This is a genomic window from Georhizobium profundi, assembly GCF_003952725.1.
GTDB lineage: Bacteria > Pseudomonadota > Alphaproteobacteria > Rhizobiales > Rhizobiaceae > Georhizobium > Georhizobium profundi.
In genome coordinates, this window is record NZ_CP032509.1 from 3,075,885 (window position 1) to 3,098,828 (window position 22,944).

The window sequence follows — 22,944 nt, forward strand, 5'->3', positions numbered from 1 at the left end:
TCGGCCACGCCCACGAGACGTTCCGGCCGGCTTCGGCGCCGGTCTCTCATTCGTTCCGCCTGGTCGGCGCGGCGATGGTGGCGTTCGGCGTGTTCCTCTCCGGCTTCGTCATCAACGAACCGGCGCCCTACGAACTCTTCATGGTCGGCCTGATCGGGCTCTGGGCCGTCTTCGGCATATCCCTGTCGCGCGCGATTATGCCGCTGATCGGGCTGCTGATCCTGTTCAATGTCGGCGGGCTGATTGCGCTGACCCAGATGGCCAATCTGGACGGCGGGCCGCTTTACATGGCGGTGTCGCTTTTCTTGGCGCTGACCTCGATCTTCTTTGCCGTCATCATCGAGGCCGACCACCGTCGACTGAACCTGATTTTTCTCGCCTATGTGTTTGGCGCGTTGGCAACCGCCATGCTCGGCATTCTCGGCTACTTCGGCGCGATTCCCGGCGGCGAGATGTTCACGCTCTACGATCGCGCGCGCGGCGCCTTTCAGGACCCGAACGTCTTCGGCCCGTATCTCGTGCTACCGGCGCTCTATCTCATTCATAGCCTGCTGACCGGCAAGATCACGGCCGCACCATTGAAACTCGGTGCCCTCCTCATTTTGACCTTTGCGATCTTTCTGTCCTTCTCGCGCGCCGCCTGGGGGCTCTACGCCGTCAGCATCGTGATCATGGTCTTTGCCATGCTGATCAGCTCGCAGAGCGGCAAGTTCCGCCTGCGGATCTTTACGCTGGCGCTCTGCGCGATCCTGGCGATGATCGGCGCGCTCGCTGTGGCGCTGCAGTTTGATGCGGTGTCGGATCTCTTCACGGTGCGCGCCCAGCTCGTACAGGACTACGACGGCGCGCGCTTTGGCCGTTTCGAACGTCACAAGATCGGCTTCATCTTGGCCATGGAGAAGCCGCTCGGCGTCGGTGCCGTTGTCTTCGGCACGATCTACGGCGAAGACACACACAACATCTGGCTGAAGGCGCTGATGGACTACGGCTGGCTCGGCTTCGTCACCTATCTCGGCCTGATGATTTGGACGCTGACGCTCGGCTTCCGTTACCTGCTGCGCGACCGGCCGTGGCAGCCCTTTTTGCTGACGACCTACATCGTCTTCTTCGGGCACACCCTCATTGGCACCGTGATCGACACGGATCACTGGCGCCATTTCTATCTGCTGCTTGGTATTCTCTGGGGATGCTTTGCGCTGGAAGCGCGGTATCAGCGCGAACGCGTCAGGTCTGCGGCTTCTTCTGGCGCCCGAGCAGCAGCGGCACCAGCGCGGTCAAGATAAAGAGCCGCATGACGTGATGGGCGGCCACGAAGGCCGGATCCACGTCGAGCAGAACCGCCATCGCCACCATCGCCTCCACCCCACCCGGCACGAAGGCGATCAGCACCTGTGTCATCGGCAGGCCGAGCGAGATCGCGATGATGGCCGCAAAAGCTCCGGCGAGCGCCGTCGCCAGCACGGTGATGGCGAAACCTGCCGCGACCGAACTCTTCAGCATCTGTGGTGTCACGCCCGAGAAGCGCGATCCGATCATGGCCCCCATCACCAGGAAGGCCGGCATCTGAAGCCAATTCGGCATGACGCCGGACACGATGCCGGTGAGATGGGTGAAGGTCGAAATCACCATGCCGCCGATAAGAAGCGCCGCCGGAACCTGCAGTTTCTTGAACAGCATGCCTGCAGCCAACGACGCGACGAAAATCAGTGCAATCGCGAGCGGCTCCATCGTCGCCAGCGCGGTGCTGGGAAGACTAGTGCTGCCGCCCATTGCGGTGATCGCGACCGGGATGATGAGCGTGATCGCCAGAACACGGATAGACTGCACGATGCTGACCTTGCGGATATCGGCATCGAGGTCGGACGACAGCGACAGGACATAGGACAAATGGCCGGGCGCCGCCGAAAGCAGCGCCGTGTTCCGGTCATAGCCATGGGCTCGCATCAGGTAGCGGCTCGTCGCGATCATGATGACGACGAGGCTGAGCGCGAGCACGATGAAGCTTGCCGGCCATTGGCGCGCCGTGTCGATGACTTCGGGCGTTACGCCCGTGCCGATGCTCATGCCGATCATGATCAGCGCGAAGTTGACGAGCGGCATAGGCAAGGTCAACCGGGCCCCGGCGACGCCCGCGAGCGACACGGCTGCAGCCGGGCCGGTCAAGAACGGCGCCGGAAAGCCGATGAGCGTGGCGATGACTGCCCCGACAGCAGCGATCGCGAGGATGATCGCCGTGTCGCTGATCTGCCGCATGGTCACCGGGCGTGACTCACATCGGGACCGGGTAGCGGCGGTAGATGGCCTGGATGTCGTCCAGCACGTCGTCCCCGAGCGTTACGTCGACGGAGGCGATGTTAGTGCGCAACTGTGTCATCGTCGTCGCGCCGATGATCACGGACGTCATGAAGGGCCGGGTCAGACAGAAGGCGAGCGCCATCTGGGATGGATCGAGTCCGTGCTTGCGCGCAACCGCGAGATATTCCTCGACGACGGCAAACGAGATTTCGCCAATGCGGCCACCGAGATCCGGCGTTGCCGCGCGGCGTGTGCCGGCTGGCGTCACGTCACCCTGGTATTTGCCTGTGAGAAGGCCCGCGGCGAGCGGCGAATAGGCAAGCAGGCCGACATTTTCGTGATGGGCAAGCTCGCCAAGATCGAGATCGAAGATGCGCTGCATCAGGCTGTATTCGTTCTGGATCGACTGCACGCGCGGCAGGCCGCCCGCTTCTGCAATCTTCAGATACTGCGCCGTGCCCCATGCGCTTTCGTTCGACAGCCCGACATGGCGCACTTTGCCGGCCTTCACCACCTCGTCCAGCGCATGCAGTGCTTCGGTGATGTCATCCTGCGCCTGCTGCCTGTCCTGCTTCGAGGGATCGAAGCTCCAGGACTGACGGAAGTGATAGGAGCCACGGTTTGGCCAATGGAGCTGATAGAGATCGATGTAATCCGTCTGCAGGCGCTTCAGGCTCTCGTCCACGGCCTCCAGAATGCCGGCGCGATCGACCTTGCGACCACCGCGCAAATAGTCCCTGCCCGGCCCGGTAATCTTCGAGGCGATCACCACATCCGAGCGGCGGCCGGAGCGCGCGAGCCAGCTGCCGATGAAGCGCTCGGTGTCGCCCATCGTCTCCTTCGACATTGGGTTCGTTGGGTACATCTCCGCGGTGTCGATGAAATTGACGCCCTGCTCCACCGCGTAATCGAGCTGCTCGTGTGCCTCGGCCTCGCTGTTTTGCGTGCCCCAGGTCATCGAGCCGAGACAGATGGCACTGACGTCAATATCCGTGCGACCGAGCTTGCGGTAGATCATCGCGCATCCTCATGCTTGTCGTGAAAAGCCATGCGGCGGCCGCCACCGGCAGTTCTCTTCTTGACCAGCCGCCACCGCTTTTTCAACCCCTTGGGTGGCGGAGGCACTCATTCCTTGCGCCGGTTGCCGCGTGAGCGCGGTTGATCCAGCGGCCCGGCAGCGCCATGTTCCATGCCGTGCCAATTGGAACAGGAGATCGCATGTTCATTGCCATGAACCGCTTCAAGGTGAAGTCCGGGTCGGAAACGGCGTTCGAGGATATCTGGAAGAATCGCAGTTCGTCGCTCGCAGACGTGCCGGGCTTCAAGGAGTTCCATCTTCTACGCGGGCCGGTCCATGAGGATGAGGGCTACACGCTTTTCGCCTCGCACACGGTCTGGGCGTCGGAAGCGGCGTTCAAGGACTGGACAAAATCCGAAGCGTTCCGTCAGGCACATCGCAATGCCGGCGACACGAAAGCCGAGTATCTCGGCCCACCGCAATTTGAGGGTTTTACAATCGTCGAGGGGGCATGAAACTTTTGGGGGAGAAATGGTCGGAGCGGCGGGATTCGAACCCACGACCCCTTGACCCCCAGTCAAGTGCGCTACCGGGCTGCGCTACGCTCCGACCTGCCTTCATGAAGGCTCGGACTGTCTAGTCGTTCACCGCGATCAAGGCAAGCCCGCCCCCGCGCAATTCCAAGCGCAATTTCATGGGGCGGCGCGCCGCTGGGCCAATGGGTTACCGAACCTGGTCCAGAAGGCGTTTGCATTCCAAGAGATCGTACAGCGCCTCCTGCAGCAGCGCCTTGTTTTCCTTCGACAGCGCAGCGCTGTCGATCGCGGCAGCCTTGTCGCCCTCGCCGCCGAAGCCGAAGAATCGGCGACCTGTCGGCACTTTGGGGCGGCCGATGACCTGATCCGGTTCGGCGGCCTCGATGCTCGGCGCATTGGTTGCCGCTTCGGCAGTCAACGCTTCCATCGACGCGACATCGCCATTGCCGACAGCGATTACGAATTTCGGGCCGTTCTGCTTCAGAAGCTTCTGCACACCCTTGATGGTGTAGCCCTGATCGTAGAGCAGATGGCGGATGCCCTTGAGAAGCTCGATATCGTCGGGCCGGTAATAGCGCCGCCCGCCGCCACGCTTCATCGGCTTGATCTGGGTGAACCGGGTTTCCCAGAACCGCAGGACGTGCTGGGGCAGATCAAGGTCGTCTGCGACCTCGCTGATCGTGCGAAACGCGTCTGGACTTTTTTCCATGCCAACCTCCGTCGCAACGAGGGGCACCACATCGAGGGGGCCTAATGGCATGCATTTCAATCGCTTGCCGGACTTATTTCAAGCCCCGGGCGCATGTGGTGCACAGAATTCGGTGGAGCGACCTTGGCCGGTCAGGCGGTGGAAGCGATCTTCTGTCCGGTCTGGCGGACGCGGTGGGTCTTCAACACGCGCTGCTTCAGTACGTTCGAAGCCTTGAAGGTCATGACGCGGCGCGGCGAGATCGGCACTTCCTCGCCCGTCTTGGGATTTCGACCGACGCGCTCGTTCTTGTCACGAACCTGGAACGTCGCGAAGGACGACAGCTTGACAGTCTCCCCCCGCACGATGGCGTTGCAGACTTCTTCGATGACCATCTCGACCAAGGCGGCAGATTCGGTTCTGGAAAGGCCCACCTTGCGGAATACGGACTCGGCCAGGTCAGCTCTGGTAATCGTTTTTCCGCTCATAATCCCGTTCCGAAATGTCGAAAACGAATGTCAAAACACGTTCCAATGAATTGAGATTATTGGCCTTTGAGCGACGCGTCAAGGAAGCACGCCTGATGCTTTCGGAGCGGGCGCCGATCACCAGCGAACGAGGACGGCACCCCAGGTGAAGCCGCCGCCCATGGCCTCGAGCAGGACGAGATCGCCCTTCTTGATGCGGCCATCGGCTGCAGCCGTCGCCAGCGCCAGCGGGATGGAGGCGGCAGACGTGTTGCCGTGACGATCGACGGTGATGACGACCTTTTCCGGCGCGATGCCGAGTTTCCTGGCCGACGCGTCGATGATCCGCACATTGGCCTGATGGGGAACGAACCAGTCGAGATCGTCCGAGGACAGGCCGGTGGATTCGTAGGAAGCCTCGATGACATCGGTGATCATGCCGACTGCATGCTTGAAGACCTCGCGGCCCTCCATACGCAGATGGCCGACGGTGCCGGTGGTGGACGGTCCACCGTCGACATAGAGCTTTTCCTTGTGGGAGCCGTCGGAGCGCAGGTGGGTCGTCAGAATGCCGCGATCGGCAACCGTGCCCTCGCCTTCCGCGGCCTCGACCACCAGCGCGCCGGCGCCATCCCCGAAGAGCACGCAAGTTGTGCGATCGTTCCAGTCCAGCAGGCGCGAGAAGGTTTCAGCGCCGATAACGAGAGCGCGGCGGGCCATCCCGCCTTTGATGTAGAGATCGGCTGTCGTGAGCGCATAGACGAAGCCCGTGCAGACGGCCTGAACGTCGAAGGCTGCGCCATGCGTCATGCCAAGGCGTGCCTGGATGTTGACGGCCGTCGCAGGGAACGTGTTGTCCGGTGTCGAGGTGGCCAGGATGATCAGGTCGATGTCGTCGGGTGTCAGCCCCGCATTGTCGAGCGCAGCCCGTGCGGCCGCTTCACCGAGCGATGCCGTCGTTTCGCCCTCGCCTGCGATGTGACGCTGGCGGATGCCGGTGCGCTGGACGATCCACTCGTCGCTGGTCTCGACCACATTTTCGAAATCACGGTTCTGCATGATGCGCTTGGGCAATGCACAACCAACGCCCCGGACGACTGTTCTGATCATCAAATTTCCCGTTCCGGCAGAGATGGACGCCGCGTCAAATCGCGGCTTCGGCCCGTGCCAGCGCCGGCGCCCGGCGCGCGTGATAGAGGTTCAAATCCGCTTCGATCTTCTTGCGCAGATCGTTGCGCGCCATGTCGAGCCCGACTTCGACGGCAGCCGCGAAGCCTTCCACGTCGGTGCCGCCATGGCTTTTGATCACGATGCCGTTGAGGCCGAGAAACACACCGCCATTGCCGCGGCGCGGATCCATCTTCTCCTTCAGCCGCTGAAAAGCATCGCGCGCAAACATGTAGCCGATCTTGGCTCGCCATGTGCGCGACATGGCAGATTTCAGGTAGGACGCGATCTGGCGCGCCGTGCCTTCAGCGGTTTTCAGCGCGATGTTGCCGGCAAAGCCTTCGGTCACCACGACATCGACGATGCCCTTGCCGAGATCGTCGCCTTCCACGAAGCCGTGATAGTCGAGATCGAGGAACTTGGCCTCGCGCAGGAGCCGGCCTGCTTCCTTCACCTCTTCCTGGCCTTTGATTTCCTCGACACCGATGTTGAGGAGGCCAACAGTCGGCCGCTTCACGCCGAAGAGCGCGCGGGCCATGGCCGCACCCATGACGGAGAAATCGATCAGCTGCTGGGCATCTGCGCCGACTGTCGCTCCGACGTCGAGCACGATGCTCTCGCCTTTGAGCGTCGGCCAGATCGCGGCAATGGCCGGACGTTCGATGTTGGCCATGGTACGCAGGCAGAATTTGGACATCGCCATCAAAGCGCCGGTGTTGCCGGCCGAGACGCAGACATCGGCCTCTCCGCTTTTTACCGCCTCGATCGCCTTCCACATGGAGGAACGCCAGCGGCCCTTGCGGAGCGCCTGGCTCGGCTTGTCGTCCATTCGAACTGCGATCTCACAAGCTTCGAACCGGCTCGCCGCCTGCAATTTCGGAAAGCGTTCCAGAACCGGAAGGCACTGCGATTCGATCCCGTAGATGATGAACCGCACGTCTGGATAGCGCTCGAGAGCCTTTGCAGCGCCCGGAATGACCACCGCAGGGCCTTCGTCGCCGCCCATCGCATCGAGGGAAACTGTAATCACGCTATCTCGTCCAATCTGCTTTCGGGGGCCGAACGGCTCCTGAGCGGGGCCGAAAATACTGTTTTTGCGCCGTCACACAACTCGACAGAGGCGAAAAAGAAGCGGTGTCACCAGAATGAGCGGCCGTGGCTTGCTTTGCCGCGGCGCTTTCCATTCTCACTGGCTGTCGCCCTTCCAGCCCTTCAACACCGCGAATGGCGACGGTCTGGCGTCAGCCTCTGTGCCATCGCTTTCGATATGTGTGACGAACCCGACCCCTGGCTTCCGGGGATATTGGTCGATCGACATCGCGGCATATTCCGCGGCGACTGCGCCGGCATCGATCGTATCGCCGGCGAACACCTCCGGCAGATCGGGGGCATCGGCATCGATGATCAGCTCGCCGTTGACGGCTTCATTGCGGGCGAGCTTGGACCCTTCCGGCACGAAGAGCACTTCGATCTCTTCCTCGATAGTCTGCTCGATCGGCTCGAGCGTCACCACGCAGGCCTGCTCCAGCACGGCATGCACCGTGCCGAACAGGCGGATGCCGTCGCGCTTCCAGCGCACCACGGAAAAGTCTGCGGAGAATGCGTTGACGGAGAGAACGCCCCATGTCTTGGCCAGGGCAGCACGTTCCCGCTCATCCGCATCCATGTGGACGGTGATCGGGTTGGCCGAAACATGGCCGACCTTGACGGCGAACGAAAATGGCTGAACGGGGTCTCTCATACGGCCTCCCTCACTTCCGGCACGACGAAGGACAGGCGCCCATCCATGATCGAGCCATCAGGCTGACCGGCGAGATGCGCCTCCAGCGCAAACAGATGATCGGCCAGTGCGTGCATGCCCCGTCCCTCGGCGCTATCGCGGGAAAATGCGAGCGTCGGGTGGACATTGCGCGACAATGCTTCCGACAGGGCAACCCGGTCGCCCGCGTTGAGCGCCACACTGTAGGATTCGACGCGGCCGTAGAACATCTTGGCAAATTTCTTCATGCGCTTCGGCACGCCGGTATCGCCGATGCCGATCTCACGGATCGAATGGTCGATGTCCTGGAAGAACGTGTCGACCATCTCCTGGGTAAAGGCGCGGAGTGGCCCGTCGGCCTGGCCGGCACGACGCAGGAACAGCACCATATGCATCGCCACCATCTCGAAACGGCCCATGACCGTGTCAGGCACGCCGAAGCGTTCATAGAAAAGCGGCTGACGTGCCGCTTCGGTCAGATGCACATAGGTATCGTCGACGACGCGCTGGTTGGTCTTTCTGCGGCCGAATAGTGAAAAAATCATCAAATCGCCCAGGTCTCGGTTTCTCAAGGAGCCGTGCCCGCCTCGGGCATGTTGCAACTCAACGGCGGCTGGTTTACCGAAGCGAGCCTGAAAAGCAAATGGGCTGCGGTGGCCAACACTGCGCCGTACACTGTCGCCGGCAATTCTTGCAGTGACAGGATCATGAAGGGAGATGTCGTTGACGCGACGGTATTTCAAGTATGGCGGTACGATCCTGCGTGCCGGTGTGGCTGTTGTCGCACTGTCCGGCGCCATGGTCGTCTCGGGTTGCTCGACATCGGAAGTTCTGAAGCAAGGCTACGTGCTCGACGAGGACACGCTGGCCCTGGTGCCGGTCGGCTCCAGCCGCGAACAGGTTCTGCTTTCGCTCGGCACGCCGTCCACGACCGCGACTTTCGACAATGACGAGGTCTTCTATTACATCTCGCAGACGCGCAGCCGTCCCGTCGCCTTCATGAAGCCGCGTCTCGTCGATCAGCGCGTGCTCGCCGTTTACTTCTCATCCGAAGGAATGGTTCGTCAGATCGCCAATTACACATTGCAGGATGGTCGCGTGTTCGACCTGATCTCGCGCACGACGCCGACCGGCGGGCGCGACCTCACCTTCCTCGGCCAGTTGCTTGCCGGTCCCGGCGAAGGCGGCGGCGCGGTTCCGAACCCGTTCGGCCAGACGAGCGACGGCAACCCCTACTGACGCCGCGCTGAAGTTCACAAATCAAAAAGGCTCCGAGGGCGACCCCGGAGCCTTTTTCTTTGCCTGTGATGAGGATCAGTGGGCGAGGACTGCCAGAAGCAGCAGCGCCACGATGTTGGTGATCTTGATCGCCGGGTTGACGGCTGGTCCGGCCGTGTCCTTGTAGGGATCGCCAACCGTGTCGCCGGTCACCGATGCCTTGTGAGCGTCCGATCCCTTGACGTGCTTGACGCCGTCCTTGTCGATGAACCCATCCTCGAAGGACTTCTTGGCATTGTCCCATGCGCCACCGCCGGACGTCATGGAGATGGCAACGAACAGGCCGTTGACGATGACGCCGAGCAGAGACGCGCCAAGCGCCGCAAATGCCGAGGCCTTCGATCCGGAGATCAAGAGCACGCCGAAATAGACGACGAGCGGGGCCAGCACCGGCAGCAGGGACGGGATGATCATTTCCCGGATGGCGGCCTTGGTCAGAAGGTCGACCGCGCGGGCATAGTTCGGCTTGGACGTGCCGGCCATGATGCCCGGATCCTCGCGGAACTGGCGCCGCACCTCTTCCACGATGGAACCCGCTGCACGGCCAACGGCCGTCATCGCGATACCGCCGAAGAGGTAGGGGATGAGACCGCCGAAGATCAGGCCGGCGACCACGTAGGGGTTCGAGAGCGAGAACGAGATGTCGCCCATGTCGGCGAAGTACGGATACTGGTCCGAATTCGCAGCGAAGAACTCCAAGTCGTTGGAATAGGCAGCGAAAAGCACGAGCGCGCCGAGGCCGGCCGATCCGATCGCATAACCCTTGGTGACGGCCTTCGTCGTGTTGCCCACGGCGTCGAGCGCATCGGTGGAGCGGCGTACTTCCGGCGGAAGTCCCGCCATTTCGGCAATCCCGCCGGCATTGTCGGTCACCGGACCGAACGCATCGAGCGCGACGATCATGCCCGCAATGCCGAGCATGGCCGTGACGGCGATACCGGTACCGAGCAGGCCGGCGAGCTGGAAGGTGGAAATGATGCCCGCCACGATGACGATCGCCGGCAGTGCGGTCGATTCCAGCGATACGGCAAGGCCCTGGATGACGTTGGTGCCGTGGCCGGTAACGGATGCCTGGGCGATCGAATTGACCGGCCGCTTGTTGGTGCCGGTATAATATTCGGTGATCCAGACGATGAGGCCCGTCACGGCAAGACCGAGGATGCCGCACAGGAACAGGTTGGTTCCAGTGATGTCCATGCCATCGACCTGGCCGATCGAGCCCCAGCCAATGGTCAGTGACGTGGCGGCGCCAAGTCCGATGATCGACAGGAGCCCGGTCACGAGCAGGCCCTTGTAGAGCGCGCCCATGATGGAGCCGTTGGAGCCGAGACGCACGAAGAACGTGCCGATGATGGAGGTGACGATGCAGGCCGCGCCGATCGCCAGCGGATAGAGCATCACGCTTGCCAGAATGTCGGTGCCGGCGAAGAAAATCGCCCCAAGCACCATCGTCGCGACAATGGTGACCGCGTAGGTTTCGAACAGGTCAGCCGCCATGCCAGCGCAGTCGCCGACATTGTCGCCGACGTTGTCGGCAATCGTTGCCGGATTGCGCGGATCGTCCTCCGGGATCCCCGCTTCCACCTTGCCGACGAGGTCGCCGCCGACATCCGCACCCTTGGTGAAGATCCCGCCGCCGAGACGGGCGAAGATCGAAATTAGCGATGCGCCGAAGCCAAGCGCAACGAGTGCGTCGATGACGACGCGATCGCCTGGGGCATAGCCCATCATGCCCGTCAGAATTGCGAAATAGACGGAGACACCGAGCAGCGCCAGACCGGCCACGAGCATGCCGGTGATCGCGCCCGACTTGAATGCGATGTCGAGACCGGCCGAAAGGCTGTGTGCAGCGGCCTGGGCCGTGCGGACGTTCGCACGCACCGACACATGCATGCCGATGAAGCCTGCAGCGCCGGAAAGCACGGCGCCGATGAGGAAGCCCACGGCTGCGGTTGCCCCGAGAAGCCACCAGGTCAAAGCGAAGACGACGACGCCGACGATGGCGATGGTCGTATATTGTCTGGAGAGATAGGCCTGTGCGCCCTCGCGGATGGCACCGGCAATTTCCTGCATGCGCGCATTGCCCTGGTCGGCTGCGAGAACCGATTGCGTCGCCCAGATGGCGTAGGCAATCGCAAGCAGGCCGCAAGCAATGACGGCGATCAAAATGCTCATTCCTCTTAATCCTCCTGGTGGTCTTTTCGGCGCCTCGAGTCCCCGACGCCGCCTTCCTCCCGAATCGCCCAAGCCACTCGGGCTCTGCGACGCTCGGTCGCAGTGGGCGGGATGATTGCCCTACGGTCAAGCCCGGTCAAGTGCATTGAACATAAGGAGAAAGTTATAAGATGCAGCCGCTCGAGGCGGTTTGGCCGCCGCGGCTGGCGCTTCAGGCGGAGGCGTGCTTTTGCCTGTCGCTCACGACCTGGAGCCCGAGCACGAGGAGGCAGAAGCTCGCGATCGGCACCAGGACTAGCGAGACGCCTTCCCAGCCCCAATGGTTCAGCGCACCGCCGGAGGCGAGCGACGCCACGGCCACCAGCGAGAACAGGACGCCGTCGTGGAAGCCCTGCACCTTGTTCTTCTCCGATTGCCGGTACGTTGCGGTGACCATGGCGGTCGAGCCGATGAAGCCGAAGTTCCAGCCGATCCCGAGCAGAACCAGCGCCAGCCAGAAATTCCAAAGCTCGATGCCGATGAAGGCAATGAAGGCGCAGACCAGCAAGAGTGCGAGGCCGATGCCGACAATGGTCGCTTCTCCGAACCGGCGGATCAGATGACCGGTAAAGAAGCTCGGCGCGAACATCGCCATCACGTGCCACTGTATGCCGAGCGTGGCGAGATCGGCCGAGAAGCCGCAGGCGACCATGGCAAGCGGCGCGCCTGTCATCATGAAGGTCATCAGCGCGTAGGTGCCTACCCCGCACACCATGGCGGTGACGAAGCTGCGCTGGGTGACGATGTAGCGCAAGGGACGCGGGCGATCGGCAGCCGTCTGCGTCGCCGGGTCGACGACGACATCCTTGCTTTCGCGCAGCAATGACAGGATCAGCGCTCCAAGAAGGCCGAGCCCGATCATCGCTACGAAGATGCCGGCGAAGGGGACTGTCGGGAACATCTCCCGGCTGAAGATCACCGTTTGGGGACCGATGACGGCAGCGAAGACCCCACCGGCAAGCACCCAGGAGATCGCCTGCGCCTTGAACTGCGGAGGCGCATTGTCGGCCGCAGCAAAGCGGTATTGCTGAACGAAGGCGCCGCCGCAGCCGATGATCGCCAGAGCGAATGCGAAGAACCAGAAGGAGCCGATCCAAAGGGCGAGCGCTGCGAGCGCGCCGCCGGCTGCGGTGAACGCGGCACCGACCATGAAACCCAGCCGACGCCCCGTCACCCGCATGATGGCCGCCGCGCCGAAGGCACCGAGCGCCAATCCGACCGTGAAGCCTGTCACCGGCGCGGTCGCGAGCGATTTGTCGCTGCCGAGAAGATAGTAGCCCGCAAGGCCGCCCATGGAGATCGTCATCGGGGCGGCAGCGCCCACGACCGCCTGCGCGGCCGCAAGAACGATGGCGTTGAGCCGCGCGCTTGTTGCTGTCGAAGAACCCTGCCCGCTCATGTGATCACGGGCAGATGCGCTCATTTCACCGACGGAGCCTTGTCGGAACTGGCCGCCCCGCCTTGGGCAGGTGACCGGTCGCCGCGCAACTGGCGGGCGAGCCTGTCGAGCACCGCGTTCACGATCTTCGGCTCTTCGCCGACATAGAACGCCTGGGCGATATCGACGTATTCGGTGACTATCACGGCGACCGGCACGTCCTTGCGGGTCGACAGTTCGAGCGTTCCTGCACGCAGGATCGCGCGGAGCGTCGAATCGAGACGCGACAGCGGCCAATCCATCGTCAGCGCCGACGCGATCAGCGGATCGAGGTTGCGCTGATCGGAAACGACGCCGGACACGATGGAGCGGAACCATGCCGCATCCGCCTGCCGGTAGGTGTCGCCGTCGATCTCACGGCCCAGGCGATGATTTTCGTATTCGGCAATCACTTCCAGCACGCCGGTGCCGGCAATGTCCATCTGGTAGAGCGCCTGCACGGCAGCGAGGCGTGCGGCGCCGCGCTGGTTTGCGGGTCTCACCTCGCCGGCTGGGCGGCCTGAAGTCTGTTCCTGTCGGTCCTTGTCGCTCACGCTGCGTTCAGCCTGTTCTTGACGGCGATCATGGTCAGCGCCGCGCGCGCTGCGAAACCACCTTTGTCCTTATCGTCCTTGCGTGCCCGTACCCATGCCTGCTCGTCGTTCTCGACGGTCAGGATGCCGTTGCCAATCGCGATCGCCTCGTCGACGGCAAGATCGGTCAGCGCACGGCTCGATTCATTGGCCACGATCTCGAAATGATAGGTCTCGCCGCGGATGACGGTGCCGAGTGCGACGAAGCCGTCATAATCGGTGCCGCCTTCATCGGCCGCGTCGAGCGCCATGGAGATGACGGCCGGAATCTCCAGCGCACCGGGTACGGTGATGAGGTCGTAGGTAGCGCCAGCTTCGTCCAGAGCCGCCTTGGCGCCCTCGAGCAGAGCATCGGCGAGATCGTCATAGAAACGCGCCTCGACGATCAACAGATGAAGCTTCTCGGATTGCGCCATGAAACGGGTATCCTTGCGCCGGAACGCGGCGATGCGTGGGTCATATGGGGGTGGAGCGCGTCAAACCATGTGCCGTCCGCTTTGGCAAGCCTAATCGCCCGCCAAGCGGCATCTCATGCGGCGAACTCCGCCAGCCGTGCGGCGTAGCGCGCCATCTGGTCGATTTCGAGATTGACGCGGTCGCCCGCCTTGCGCTCGCCCCAGGTTGTCACTTCGAGCGAATGGCGGATGAGAAGCACGTCGAAGCGTGCACCATCAACGCCGTTGACGGTGAGCGACGTGCCATCAAGCGCAACGGAGCCCTTACGCGCGATGAACCGGGCCAGTTCGGCAGGTGCTTCCAGCGTAAAGCGGGTCGCCTCGCCTTCGCTCTTCACGGAGACAATGGTCGCCGTGCCGTCGATGTGGCCGGAAACGAGGTGTCCGCCCAGTTCATCGCCGATCTTGAGAGAGCGTTCCAGGTTGACGCGCGCGCCGACCGTCCAGTCGCCGATCGTGGTCAGCCGCAGCGCTTCTTCCCAAGCTTCCACTTCAAACCAGCGCTCGTCGCTTGGCGCCGAAAGCGCAGTCACGGTGAGGCACGGGCCGGAGCAGGCAATCGAGGCGCCGATATCGATGCCGGCAGGATCATAGGACGTGGCGATGCGCAGCTTCAGCCCGTGATCGAGCTTTTCCGTGGCCAGCACCCGGCCGATATCCGTGACGATCCCGGTGAACATCAGCGCTCTCTTTTCCATTCTTCGAACCGATCGCTGCCATAAAGCATCGTCCGGCCCGGTGAAAAGCCTTCGAGCACGGTGGCGGACGTGAACGGAGCGTCAATGCCGTCATCACCGACCGTCACGGTGCTGGTGAAAAGCGCGATCCGATCGACAAGATCGTCGCGGATGAACGACGCTGCAACCGAAGCGCCGCCTTCGACGAGCAGGGTGTAGATGCCGCGTGCGCCGAGATCGTCCAGAAGTTCCGGCAAGGCGATGCGGCCATTGTGGCGGGCGCAAGCGACGATCTCGACGCCGGCGCTTTCCAGCGCGCGGCGAGCCTTGTCGTCCTCGCTGGTCGTGGCGACCCAGAGCGGCACGTCGCGCGCGGTTTTCACAAGCTGGCTGTCGCGCGGCAGGCGCAGATGATCGTCAAGGACGATGCGGATCGGCGACCGGCGCTCCAGCCCGGGCAAGCGGCATGTCAGCGCCGGATCATCCTCGAGTACGGTGTTGATCCCGACAAGAATCGCATCGCTTTCGGCGCGCATCAGATGGGACTGCGCGCGCGACACGTCTCCGGAGATCGCGACCTGCCCTGCCCCGGCCCGGCCGATCTTGCCGTCTGCCGAAACTGCCGCTTTCAGAGTCACATGCGGCCGGCTGCTCGTGCGCTGCATGAGATAGCCGGCCAGCGCGTGCTCGGAGGCCTTCGCCAACACACCGGGCACGGTTTCGATGCCGGCGGCGCACAGGATCTCGAAGCCCTTGCCGGATACGCGGTGGTCCGGATCCATCGTCGCGGCCACCAAGCGCCTGATGCCGGACCGGGCCAGCGCCTCGGCGCAAGGTGGTGTTCGGCCGTGATGGGCGCAGGGTTCCAGCGTGACATAAGCGGTCGCGCCACGGGCGCGTTCGCCGGCTTCTGCCAACGCCTCGGCTTCGGCGTGGGGCCTGCCGCCAAGCGCGGTCACCCCGCGCCCGACGATGACCGGGCCGTGACCGGTGTCGGCAACGATCAGGGTCGCGACGGAGGGATTGGAGCCGGTCAGGCCTGAGTGGCGCAGCGACAGCCGGATCGCGGCTGCCATGAAGCGGCGATCGTCGGCCGTCACCGCGGCGCCTTCAGCGCGGTCAGTCATTCGCAGCGGTGGTGTCCGCATTGATGCGGGCGGTCAGTTCGTTGATAACGTTCTCAAAGTCTTCGGGGCCTGAAAAGTCGCGATAGACCGAGGCATAGCGGACAAAGCCGACGTCATCGAGCGCCTTCAGCGCCTCGATGACGAGAAGCCCGATCTGCTCGGACTGGATGTCCTGTTCGCCGGAGCTTTCCAAACGCCTGACGATGGCCGAGACGGCGCGCTCGATCCGGTCACGCTCCACCGGCCGCTTGCGCAGCGCGATCTCGAAGGAGCGCATCAGCTTGTCGCGGTCGAAGGGCACGCGCCGGCCGGTCTTCTTGATGACCGTCAGTTCACGCAGCTGTACCCGCTCGAAGGTCGTGAAGCGGCCCCCGCAATCCGGGCACACGCGACGGCGGCGGATGGCTGCACCATCCTCCGCCGGACGCGAATCCTTGACCTGACTGTCTTCCGACGAGCAGTAGGGGCAGCGCATCAGGCCGGTCAGCCGAGATGCGGATAGATCGGGAAGCGATCCGTGAGCGCGATCACCTTGGCCTTCACGGCTTCCTCGACCTTGGCATTGCCCTCTTCCGAGTTGGCTGCCTTCAGTCCGTCGAGCACTTCGACGATCAGGCGGCCGATTTCGCGGAACTCATCCTTGCCGAAACCGCGGGTGGTGCCGGCTGGCGTGCCGAGGCGAACGCCGGACGTGACCATCGGCTTTTCCGGATCGTCCGGTACACCGTTCTTGTTGCAGGTGATGTAGGCGCGGCCGAGCGCAGCTTCGGAAGCCTTGCCCGTGAGGTTCTTCGGACGCAGGTCGACAAGCATCAGGTGCGTATCGGTGCCGCCGGACACGATCTGCAGGCCACCTTCGACCAGCGTTTCGGCGAGAACATTGGCGTTTTCTACGACCTGCGCCGTATAGTTGCGGAATTCAGGCGTCAGCGCCTCGCCGAATGCCACTGCCTTGCCGGCGATGACATGCATCAGCGGGCCGCCCTGGAGACCGGGGAAAACAGCCGAATTGATCTTCTTGGCGATCGCCTCGTCATTGGTGAGGACGATGCCACCGCGCGGACCGCGCAGCGTCTTGTGGGTCGTGGATGTCGCCACATGGGCATGCGGGAACGGGCTTGGATGCTGGCCACCGGCAACGAGACCGGCGAAATGCGCCATGTCGACCCAGAGATAGGCACCCACTTCGTCGGCGATCTTGCGGAAACGGGCGAAATCGATCTGGCGCGAATAGGCCGAACCGCCAGCCACGATGATCGCCGGCTTGTGTTCGCGGGCCAGTTCCTCGACCTGATCGTAGTCGAGCAGGCCGGTGGACGAGACCACACCGTACTGAACGGCATTGAACCACTTGCCGGAAAGGTTGGGCTTGGCGCCATGGGTCAAGTGACCGCCGGCATCGAGGCTCATGCCGAGAATGGTGTCGCCGGGCTTCGACAGGGCGAGAAGCACCGCCTGGTTCGCCTGGCTGCCGGAATTCGGCTGCACGTTGGCGAAGCCGCAACCGAAGAGTTTGGTCACACGCTCGATAGCAAGCTCTTCGGCGATATCGACGAACTGGCAGCCGCCATAATAGCGCTTTCCCGGATAGCCTTCGGCATATTTGTTCGTCATCACCGAGCCCTGGGCTTCCAGGACGGCGCGCGAGACGATGTTCTCGGATGCGATCAGTTCGATTTCGTGACGCTGGCGCTCCAGCTCCTTGCCGATCGCGCCGAAAATCTCGGCATCGGCTTCAGCAAGCGAGCGATTGAAGAAAGCGTCGGCGAAACGCTTGGCGGAAGCCTGGGATGCAGTGGACATGGGCCCTGAAGTCCTTTCGCTCTTGACGTGGCGCCCTCTTAAACCCGGCAGGCAGCGAGAGCAATATGAACCACCTGAACTGCGGCACTTTCGCAGTGGCTGCGGCCGATCAGGCAGCCAGATGCGGGTGCTGCCCGCGACGATAGGCGGAGCGGAACTCCCGCGGAGTCATTTCACGGCGCGCTTTGAAGATGCGATTGAACAGCGCGAGGTTGCGATAGCCGACCTCGTCGGCGATCACATGAATTGGCCGATCGGTGTCGATCAGCAGCGAACACGCGTGCCCAATGCGCAGCTGCGTCAGATATTCCAGCGGCGTCAGGCGCGTCTGGCGCCGGAACATGCGGTGAAGCGCCGATTCGCTGAGGCAGGCGATCTCGGCAAGTTCGGCAATGGCGATCGGCTCGCGATGGTTGGCATGAAGATGCTCCAGCACCTTGTCGATGCGCGGACGATCGGCTTCGGAGGTGGTGGCGAGCGCGCGGCCGGGACTTGCCAACAGGCTGCGGTGCTCGTCGCGTGTCAACCGCGCAAAGACCGAGAGCAGGCGCACGAGCCGCTCGTCGGCCGGCAGATCCACCAGCGCTTCGAGATCCGGCCTGACCGCGGCAGCAATCTCCGGTGAAAAGCAGACCGCACGGTCAGCTTCGCTCAGCAGATGGCGCAACGACGCCATTTCAGTGAAGAGGGCCGTCAGCGAGCCTGCCCAAGTCTCGGTGAACTGGATGACGAGTGCGCGATGGGGCCCGGCGTCGTTGATCTTATCGCTCGATGCCCAGCTATGCGCCAGTCCCGGTCCGAGCAGAACGAGATCACCATCGTCATAGGCGCCGATGTGATCGCCGACATAGCGGTGACCGCGACTGTTCAGCGTCAGGGTCAGCTCGTATTCGGGATGATGATGCCATTCGAAAGGGATACCGTCCGGCAGGACGCGATCGAGAAAGGCCCAGGATGCGCCATCGGACTGGCGGATCTTTTCCAGAAACGGCCTCATAAACGCGCCCTCCTCTCACGCGACGCCAGTATCCTACCAGAATCTGCCAGAACACGACAACATGCGTTTGATGGAGCGCGTAATCTCTCGTCATCATTGTCATGTTGACCCGATGGGAGGGAGACCATGTACCAAGCAGCCCTGAAGCAGCCGGTCGTCGAGGAAGAAGACGGCCACGGCGACCACCCCCAGGCCATGGGTGTCACCACCCAGCTCAAGGACATCGAAAAAACCTTGCCGCTGCGCGTCCTGTCCGAGGACGACTGGAAGCATTGGACGACGCGTGGCTACGTCATCGTGCGCGGCGCCGTTCCCAAGGAACAGTGCGATGCCGTCATCGATATGCTGTGGGACTTTCAGGAGATGGATCGTCACGACCCGTCGACCTGGTACAAGCCGCAGCTGCGCGAATACAAGATGAAGGAACTGAACAACGCGGGCATGGTGGAAGTCTATAACCACCAGACGCTCTGGGATAACCGCCAGACCCAGCGCGTCTACGATGCCTTCGTCGACATCTGGGACCGCGAAAACCTCTGGGTCGCCATCGACCGCGCCAACCTCAATCCCCCGAACAAGGCAGCGCGTGCCGCCCAGCAGGAAAACGGCTTCATCCATTTCGATGTCGACACGTCGGTGCGGCCGTTCCCGATCAGCGTGCAGGGCGTGCTTTCGCTTGCCAAGCAGGACAAGGAAACGGGTGGCTTCCAGTGCGTTCCCGACCTCTTTGCCGAGCTTGAAGAGTGGTGCGATCGCCAGCCGGAGGACCGCAATCCTTTTAAGCCCGACACCACCGGCTACGATATCGTCAATATCGACATGGAACCGGGCGACCTGTTGATCTTCAACTCGCTGCTGGCTCACGGCGTGCGGCCGAACCGCTCGGAGAATCGCGTTCGGATGGCGCAGTACATCTCCATGTTCCCCGGCGATTTCGACAACACCCGCGTGCGCGACGAGCGGATCCGGCTTTGGCAGGAGCGCGAAGCACCGAATGGCAATCCCTTCCCCGGCGACCCGCGCGAGTTGGAGAAGCAGAACCCTGTCGCCGAGCTCAATCCGCTCGGCCGCAAGCTGCTCGGCCTCGATCGCTGGTAAGTCTCAAACGGCTTGAATCTTTGAGGGGCGTCCGCTGATGCGGGCGCCCTTTTCGTTTCGGCGGCGCTCGCCTTCAGTAACACTTCATTATCCATGAGCGGCGTGATCTTGGGGGATGGCGCCGCACGGCCGTTGAGATGAGGAACGGTCTCCCGATGATGCTTGTTGGGTGTGTGGACAGCAGATCGGTAGGAGATTCTTGAATGACAAAACGTGCATCCGACTTCGCGGAACGTGCTTCCTCAAATCCACACTGCTTGGCGCGCTCGCGTTGACGATCGCGATGGGCATTGGGCTCGTCGTGGAGTCCTTCACGCCATCAGCGCAAGCACTCGACCGATACGAATCATTGGTCACCTGCACCCTCGTTTTGAAGGATGGGCGCTTCGCCGCAGCCAAGCCCTGTGCTGCCCAATCAGATGAAGGCTCGTAGTCTCGGTGTTACACGCGCATAAAACAAAATGGCCGCCTTTCGGCGGCCATCAGAAGTCGACGGTTGATCAGGAAGATCAGCCTTCCTGCATCGCCAATTCCGGCGCGCCATCGCGTTTGTAGATATCGTCGCGGAACTGAACCACGCGGTCGGACGTCGCCCAGGCCGTGATGTAGGTGAAGTAAACAGGCACCGGATTGTTGACTGCGATCGGGTTGACCTGACGGGTCGCAATCACCTGTTCCATCCGCTGGCGGTTCCAGCCCGGCGTGTCGCGCAGGATCCAGAGCGACAGGTCGCGCACATTCTGCACGCGCACACAACCCGACGAATCGAAGCGAACCTCATTGAAGAACAGGTTCTGCTGCGGCGTATCGTGCATATAAACGGCATGCTCGTTGTGGAAGTTGATCTTGGTCGAGGCCATGGCGTTGATCGCGCCGGGGTCCTGCCGGAACATCAAATTCGGTGCCTGTGCGGCGTTCCAGTCGACGGAGGATGGCGGCACTTCATTGCCCTGCCCGTCGAACAGACGGATGCTGTTTTCCGTCAGATAGTTCGGGTTCTGCCGCATCAGCGGCATGATGTCCTTCTCGATGATCGAGCGCGGCGCGGTCCAGGTCGGGTTGAGAATGACCTCGTGGATTTGCGACGTGAGGATCGGCGTCTGGCGATCGATCTTGCCGACGACGGCCGTGTGACGCGAAGCAACCTGATTGCCTTCGACAGCCTCGATGGCCGCTGCAGGAATATTAACGGCAACGTGGCGCGGGCCGAGATCACCGGCCATCGTCTGCAAGCGCACGACGTTGGTCTCGAGCTGGCCGAGACGGATGTCGGCCGGCACGTTGAGCGCCTTGAATGTCAGCTCGCCCATGACACCATCCGGCGGCAGGCCGTGGCGAGCCTGGAAGCGCTTGACTGCTCCATCCACGTAGGAATCGAAAGCCAGAGACATGCCGGCATCCATCGGCAGATCCCCGGAAATCATCAGGCGCTGGCGAAGCGACTGGACGGCCGGATCGGTTGCGCCGAGTTGCAGGCGGGTTTCCGGCACGAAGGGCCAGCCGCCGTTGCGCACGATGTTCTGATAATCGATCAGCGCGAAATTCGTGTTGTTGACCGTTTCCGGGCTCAGCACCGGAACATTCGAGGTCACCTGCTCAACGCCGCGCGTGCCACGGGCATCGAACTGGTCGTCCCAGTTGCCGCGCCGGGGTGCGTTCAAAATGTTATCGAGAACCGTCTGGGCGCTTGCAGCGCCGGCGAACGCCGTGGCTCCAACCATTGCTGCACTCGAGAGAAAAGCCCGTCGGGACAGTCGCTCAGATCCGTTTTTCATCGCCATTCAACCACACCATCACATTCGGGACGTTCTTGACGCAAGAGCCCTAAGGCTAGCACCCGTATAGTTAATGAAACGAAACCCTTAGAACGCCGCCAGCTTGCGGTTGCAATCACAAATTCGCGAGCGTCGGCACTCTGGGATTTCGGCGAGCTCAGCGGCAGATTGGACCGCCCCGTTTGCCCTCTTCCATGGCGAGAGTTGTCATCGCAATATGGCCAATTCATGGTTCAGGGGTGGCCGGGAACGGGCTGTAACGAGGCCTGGCGGGATACGATCTGAGCCGTTGCAGGACTGCAACTTGAACGACCTGCGGCCTCCGGTCGCGACAGCAGGGAAGCTGCAGCGATCGGAGGCCGGGACCGGAGGTGGTCGAAAGTCAGGTTGCCTTAGAGGCGGTAGAGGATTTGGTCGTTCCAGAACCGGTCAAGGCGCTGCATCAGCTTGTTCATCTTCTCGAAATCGTCGGTGCCGATGCCGCCGACCTGTTCGATCGAGCCGATGTGACGGTCATAGAGTGCGCCGACGACCTTGGCGATCTCGTTGCCCTTTTCGGTCAGGCTGACCCGGACCGAGCGGCGGTCGATGCGCGAGCGCTGGTGGTTGATGAAGCCGAGATCGACCAGCTTCTTGAGGTTGTAGGAGACGTTGGAGCCGAGATAGTAGCCGCGCGAGCGAAGCTCGCCTGCGGTCAGTTCAGAATTGCCGATGTTGAAGAGGAGCAGCGCCTGGACGGCGTTGATGTCGCTCTGTCCCTTGCGGTCGAACTCATCCTTGATGACGTCGAGCAGACGGCGGTGAAGGCGTTCCACCAGCTGGAGCGATTCCAGATAAAGATTGCGAAGAGCACCTTCGCGGTTCTGCGTTTCGTTGGACTGCAGCTTTGCCTGTGCCATTGTTTTCGAGCCTCTCCGTAATCCCTGTTGGCGGCTGTTGTTTTCTTCCGCCTTGAGAGAGACCCTATCGAATACCCATAAAATTGGACTTAAAGGCTAGCATTAACAGCGCCTTACCGAAGCGCCTCCGTGTGTCAGAGTGAATCAACCCTTACCGGTCGGCGCGAACGGAGCTTCTCGACATAAAGAACGCCGCGCAAAGCTGCATAGATCGCAATGACGAGGATGTGCAGCGCGGCGACGACAAGGTTCTGGCCGAAGAGCGATGGGAAGCCGAGATGCATAGCGATCTCGGTAGCCGCGGCGCAGAACCAGATGACCGGCCCCCATGAGACCGGCATCCAGAGTCCGACGGCTGCCACCGGAAAGAGAACCGCAAGCGCAGTGGCAGCGACCCGCCAATGGATGGGCATCAGATCAAACCGCCAAAGTTCGCCGCCATAAAGTCCGGACAACAGCGCCCAGTAATGCAACGCCGACACCAGCGCGCCGATCGCGACCAGCCGCTGGAAGATGTTGAACAGTCGGAACGTCAGCGTTTCCCTCGGTCGCGCATCGCTCTCAAGCAGCATCGTCTGATTTCCGTCATTCATCGTCGCCCGTGTGTGCCACGCGACTTCGAGACGCTCAAGGCGCAATGCCATGCGGGTAGTGGCGCGATTGCGGCTGTGCTATGCCCGG

Annotated in this window: 24 protein-coding genes and 1 tRNA gene; 4 read left to right on the forward strand and 21 right to left on the reverse strand. The window is 62.4% G+C overall.

The window, feature by feature from the left end:
* Positions 1-74: 74 nt before the first annotated feature.
* The gene (locus D5400_RS14800; protein WP_126013346.1) at positions 75-1,283 is read left to right on the forward strand and encodes an O-antigen ligase family protein; all 1,209 of its coding nucleotides are present in this window, start codon (positions 75-77) and stop codon (positions 1,281-1,283) included.
* Here the strand turns inward: D5400_RS14800 and D5400_RS14805 are convergent.
* Both D5400_RS14805 and D5400_RS14810 read right to left on the reverse strand, forming a co-directional pair.
* A complete protein-coding gene (locus tag D5400_RS14805; protein ID WP_245451563.1) occupies positions 1,225-2,253 on the reverse strand; it encodes an AbrB family transcriptional regulator in 1,029 nt (342 codons plus the stop codon). The genes D5400_RS14800 and D5400_RS14805 overlap by 59 nt on opposite strands.
* A 16-nt stretch (positions 2,254-2,269) precedes the next feature.
* Complete coding sequence (locus D5400_RS14810) at positions 2,270-3,313, reverse strand: aldo/keto reductase (protein WP_126010715.1); 1,044 nt, start codon at positions 3,311-3,313, stop codon at positions 2,270-2,272.
* 200 nt (positions 3,314-3,513) lie between these two features.
* Here D5400_RS14810 and hmuQ point away from each other — a divergent pair, with 200 nt between their 5' ends.
* On the forward strand, positions 3,514-3,828 hold the full coding sequence (hmuQ, locus tag D5400_RS14815) for a heme-degrading protein HmuQ (protein ID WP_126010716.1): 315 nt from the start codon (positions 3,514-3,516) through the stop codon (positions 3,826-3,828).
* A gap of 17 nt (positions 3,829-3,845) precedes the next feature.
* Here the strand turns inward: hmuQ and D5400_RS14820 are convergent.
* From D5400_RS14820 to D5400_RS14850, 7 genes are all read right to left on the reverse strand, one after another.
* Positions 3,846-3,922 (reverse strand) — tRNA-Pro (locus D5400_RS14820).
* A gap of 114 nt (positions 3,923-4,036) precedes the next feature.
* Complete coding sequence (locus tag D5400_RS14825; protein WP_126010717.1) at positions 4,037-4,558, reverse strand: MerR family transcriptional regulator; 522 nt, start codon at positions 4,556-4,558, stop codon at positions 4,037-4,039.
* Between the two features lie 131 nt (positions 4,559-4,689).
* Positions 4,690-5,025: an integration host factor subunit alpha gene (locus tag D5400_RS14830; RefSeq protein ID WP_126010718.1), complete on the reverse strand. Its 336-nt coding sequence runs from the start codon at positions 5,023-5,025 to the stop codon at positions 4,690-4,692.
* A 117-nt stretch (positions 5,026-5,142) separates the two neighbouring features.
* A complete protein-coding gene (locus tag D5400_RS14835) occupies positions 5,143-6,114 on the reverse strand; it encodes a beta-ketoacyl-ACP synthase III (RefSeq protein WP_126010719.1) in 972 nt (323 codons plus the stop codon).
* A 34-nt stretch (positions 6,115-6,148) separates the two neighbouring features.
* Complete coding sequence (gene plsX, locus D5400_RS14840; RefSeq protein ID WP_126010720.1) at positions 6,149-7,201, reverse strand: phosphate acyltransferase PlsX; 1,053 nt, start codon at positions 7,199-7,201, stop codon at positions 6,149-6,151.
* Positions 7,202-7,357: 156 nt separating this feature from the next.
* The gene (locus tag D5400_RS14845; protein ID WP_126010721.1) at positions 7,358-7,912 is read right to left on the reverse strand and encodes a YceD family protein; all 555 of its coding nucleotides are present in this window, start codon (positions 7,910-7,912) and stop codon (positions 7,358-7,360) included.
* The gene (locus D5400_RS14850; RefSeq protein ID WP_126010722.1) at positions 7,909-8,475 is read right to left on the reverse strand and encodes a ubiquinol-cytochrome C chaperone family protein; all 567 of its coding nucleotides are present in this window, start codon (positions 8,473-8,475) and stop codon (positions 7,909-7,911) included. The genes D5400_RS14845 and D5400_RS14850 overlap by 4 nt, the downstream gene beginning before the upstream one ends.
* Before the next feature lie 178 nt (positions 8,476-8,653).
* Here D5400_RS14850 and D5400_RS14855 point away from each other — a divergent pair, with 178 nt between their 5' ends.
* Positions 8,654-9,169, forward strand: a complete 516-nt coding sequence (locus D5400_RS14855; protein WP_404862194.1) for an outer membrane protein assembly factor BamE — start codon at positions 8,654-8,656, stop codon at positions 9,167-9,169.
* A gap of 75 nt (positions 9,170-9,244) precedes the next feature.
* Here the strand turns inward: D5400_RS14855 and D5400_RS14860 are convergent, their stop codons facing one another.
* The 9 genes from D5400_RS14860 to D5400_RS14900 form a co-directional block, all read right to left on the reverse strand.
* Positions 9,245-11,383 (reverse strand): sodium-translocating pyrophosphatase, encoded by a 2,139-nt coding sequence (locus D5400_RS14860; protein WP_126010724.1) that lies wholly within the window; start codon positions 11,381-11,383, stop codon positions 9,245-9,247.
* Positions 11,384-11,594: 211 nt separating this feature from the next.
* On the reverse strand, positions 11,595-12,845 hold the full coding sequence (locus tag D5400_RS14865) for an MFS transporter (RefSeq protein ID WP_425364883.1): 1,251 nt from the start codon (positions 12,843-12,845) through the stop codon (positions 11,595-11,597).
* Positions 12,842-13,393, reverse strand: coding sequence for a transcription antitermination factor NusB (gene nusB / locus D5400_RS14870; protein WP_126010725.1), 552 nt, complete (start codon positions 13,391-13,393; stop codon positions 12,842-12,844). Before nusB ends, D5400_RS14865 begins: the two co-directional genes overlap by 4 nt.
* The gene (locus D5400_RS14875) at positions 13,390-13,848 is read right to left on the reverse strand and encodes a 6,7-dimethyl-8-ribityllumazine synthase (protein ID WP_126010726.1); all 459 of its coding nucleotides are present in this window, start codon (positions 13,846-13,848) and stop codon (positions 13,390-13,392) included. Before D5400_RS14875 ends, nusB begins: the two co-directional genes overlap by 4 nt.
* Positions 13,849-13,961: 113 nt before the next feature.
* Positions 13,962-14,567: a riboflavin synthase gene (locus D5400_RS14880; RefSeq protein WP_126010727.1), complete on the reverse strand. Its 606-nt coding sequence runs from the start codon at positions 14,565-14,567 to the stop codon at positions 13,962-13,964.
* Complete coding sequence (gene ribD, locus D5400_RS14885; protein ID WP_126010728.1) at positions 14,567-15,691, reverse strand: bifunctional diaminohydroxyphosphoribosylaminopyrimidine deaminase/5-amino-6-(5-phosphoribosylamino)uracil reductase RibD; 1,125 nt, start codon at positions 15,689-15,691, stop codon at positions 14,567-14,569. The genes D5400_RS14880 and ribD overlap by 1 nt, the downstream gene beginning before the upstream one ends.
* Complete coding sequence (gene nrdR, locus D5400_RS14890) at positions 15,684-16,166, reverse strand: transcriptional regulator NrdR (RefSeq protein ID WP_126010729.1); 483 nt, start codon at positions 16,164-16,166, stop codon at positions 15,684-15,686. The genes ribD and nrdR overlap by 8 nt, the downstream gene beginning before the upstream one ends.
* Positions 16,167-16,174: 8 nt before the next feature.
* A complete protein-coding gene (gene glyA, locus D5400_RS14895) occupies positions 16,175-17,494 on the reverse strand; it encodes a serine hydroxymethyltransferase (RefSeq protein ID WP_126010730.1) in 1,320 nt (439 codons plus the stop codon).
* A 109-nt stretch (positions 17,495-17,603) separates the two neighbouring features.
* Positions 17,604-18,491, reverse strand: coding sequence for a helix-turn-helix domain-containing protein (locus D5400_RS14900; protein ID WP_126010731.1), 888 nt, complete (start codon positions 18,489-18,491; stop codon positions 17,604-17,606).
* A gap of 126 nt (positions 18,492-18,617) precedes the next feature.
* Here D5400_RS14900 and D5400_RS14905 point away from each other — a divergent pair, with 126 nt between their 5' ends.
* Positions 18,618-19,589, forward strand: coding sequence for a phytanoyl-CoA dioxygenase family protein (locus tag D5400_RS14905; protein ID WP_126010732.1), 972 nt, complete (start codon positions 18,618-18,620; stop codon positions 19,587-19,589).
* A 509-nt stretch (positions 19,590-20,098) separates the two neighbouring features.
* Here the strand turns inward: D5400_RS14905 and D5400_RS14910 are convergent.
* From D5400_RS14910 to D5400_RS14920, 3 genes are all read right to left on the reverse strand, one after another.
* A complete protein-coding gene (locus D5400_RS14910) occupies positions 20,099-21,370 on the reverse strand; it encodes a L,D-transpeptidase family protein (protein WP_126010733.1) in 1,272 nt (423 codons plus the stop codon).
* 386 nt (positions 21,371-21,756) lie between these two features.
* The gene (ldtR, locus tag D5400_RS14915) at positions 21,757-22,263 is read right to left on the reverse strand and encodes a transcriptional regulator LdtR (RefSeq protein ID WP_126010734.1); all 507 of its coding nucleotides are present in this window, start codon (positions 22,261-22,263) and stop codon (positions 21,757-21,759) included.
* A 134-nt stretch (positions 22,264-22,397) separates the two neighbouring features.
* A complete protein-coding gene (locus tag D5400_RS14920) occupies positions 22,398-22,907 on the reverse strand; it encodes a DUF6163 family protein (RefSeq protein ID WP_342635443.1) in 510 nt (169 codons plus the stop codon).
* Positions 22,908-22,944: the final 37 nt, after the last annotated feature.

Bases quoted from the DNA above. Each gene is read 5' to 3' on its own strand.
- D5400_RS14850 (WP_126010722.1), bottom strand. From the start codon at position 8,475: ATGATTTTTTCACTATTCGGCCGCAGAAAGACCAACCAGCGCGTCGTC.
- hmuQ (WP_126010716.1), top strand. From the start codon at position 3,514: ATGTTCATTGCCATGAACCGCTTCAAGGTGAAGTCCGGGTCGGAAACG.
- nrdR (WP_126010729.1), bottom strand. From the start codon at position 16,166: ATGCGCTGCCCCTACTGCTCGTCGGAAGACAGTCAGGTCAAGGATTCG.
- D5400_RS14920 (WP_342635443.1), bottom strand. From the start codon at position 22,907: ATGGCATTGCGCCTTGAGCGTCTCGAAGTCGCGTGGCACACACGGGCG.
- D5400_RS14800 (WP_126013346.1), top strand. From the start codon at position 75: ATGGTGGCGTTCGGCGTGTTCCTCTCCGGCTTCGTCATCAACGAACCG.
- D5400_RS14830 (WP_126010718.1), bottom strand. From the start codon at position 5,025: ATGAGCGGAAAAACGATTACCAGAGCTGACCTGGCCGAGTCCGTATTC.
- D5400_RS14825 (WP_126010717.1), bottom strand. From the start codon at position 4,558: ATGGAAAAAAGTCCAGACGCGTTTCGCACGATCAGCGAGGTCGCAGAC.
- D5400_RS14910 (WP_126010733.1), bottom strand. From the start codon at position 21,370: ATGGCGATGAAAAACGGATCTGAGCGACTGTCCCGACGGGCTTTTCTC.
- D5400_RS14860 (WP_126010724.1), bottom strand. From the start codon at position 11,383: ATGAGCATTTTGATCGCCGTCATTGCTTGCGGCCTGCTTGCGATTGCC.
- D5400_RS14905 (WP_126010732.1), top strand. From the start codon at position 18,618: ATGTACCAAGCAGCCCTGAAGCAGCCGGTCGTCGAGGAAGAAGACGGC.
- D5400_RS14810 (WP_126010715.1), bottom strand. From the start codon at position 3,313: ATGATCTACCGCAAGCTCGGTCGCACGGATATTGACGTCAGTGCCATC.
- D5400_RS14835 (WP_126010719.1), bottom strand. From the start codon at position 6,114: ATGATCAGAACAGTCGTCCGGGGCGTTGGTTGTGCATTGCCCAAGCGC.
- glyA (WP_126010730.1), bottom strand. From the start codon at position 17,494: ATGTCCACTGCATCCCAGGCTTCCGCCAAGCGTTTCGCCGACGCTTTC.
- D5400_RS14845 (WP_126010721.1), bottom strand. From the start codon at position 7,912: ATGAGAGACCCCGTTCAGCCATTTTCGTTCGCCGTCAAGGTCGGCCAT.
- D5400_RS14805 (WP_245451563.1), bottom strand. From the start codon at position 2,253: ATGCGGCAGATCAGCGACACGGCGATCATCCTCGCGATCGCTGCTGTC.
- ldtR (WP_126010734.1), bottom strand. From the start codon at position 22,263: ATGGCACAGGCAAAGCTGCAGTCCAACGAAACGCAGAACCGCGAAGGT.
- D5400_RS14900 (WP_126010731.1), bottom strand. From the start codon at position 18,491: ATGAGGCCGTTTCTGGAAAAGATCCGCCAGTCCGATGGCGCATCCTGG.
- D5400_RS14880 (WP_126010727.1), bottom strand. From the start codon at position 14,567: ATGTTCACCGGGATCGTCACGGATATCGGCCGGGTGCTGGCCACGGAA.
- D5400_RS14865 (WP_425364883.1), bottom strand. From the start codon at position 12,845: ATGAGCGCATCTGCCCGTGATCACATGAGCGGGCAGGGTTCTTCGACA.
- D5400_RS14875 (WP_126010726.1), bottom strand. From the start codon at position 13,848: ATGGCGCAATCCGAGAAGCTTCATCTGTTGATCGTCGAGGCGCGTTTC.
- ribD (WP_126010728.1), bottom strand. From the start codon at position 15,691: ATGACTGACCGCGCTGAAGGCGCCGCGGTGACGGCCGACGATCGCCGC.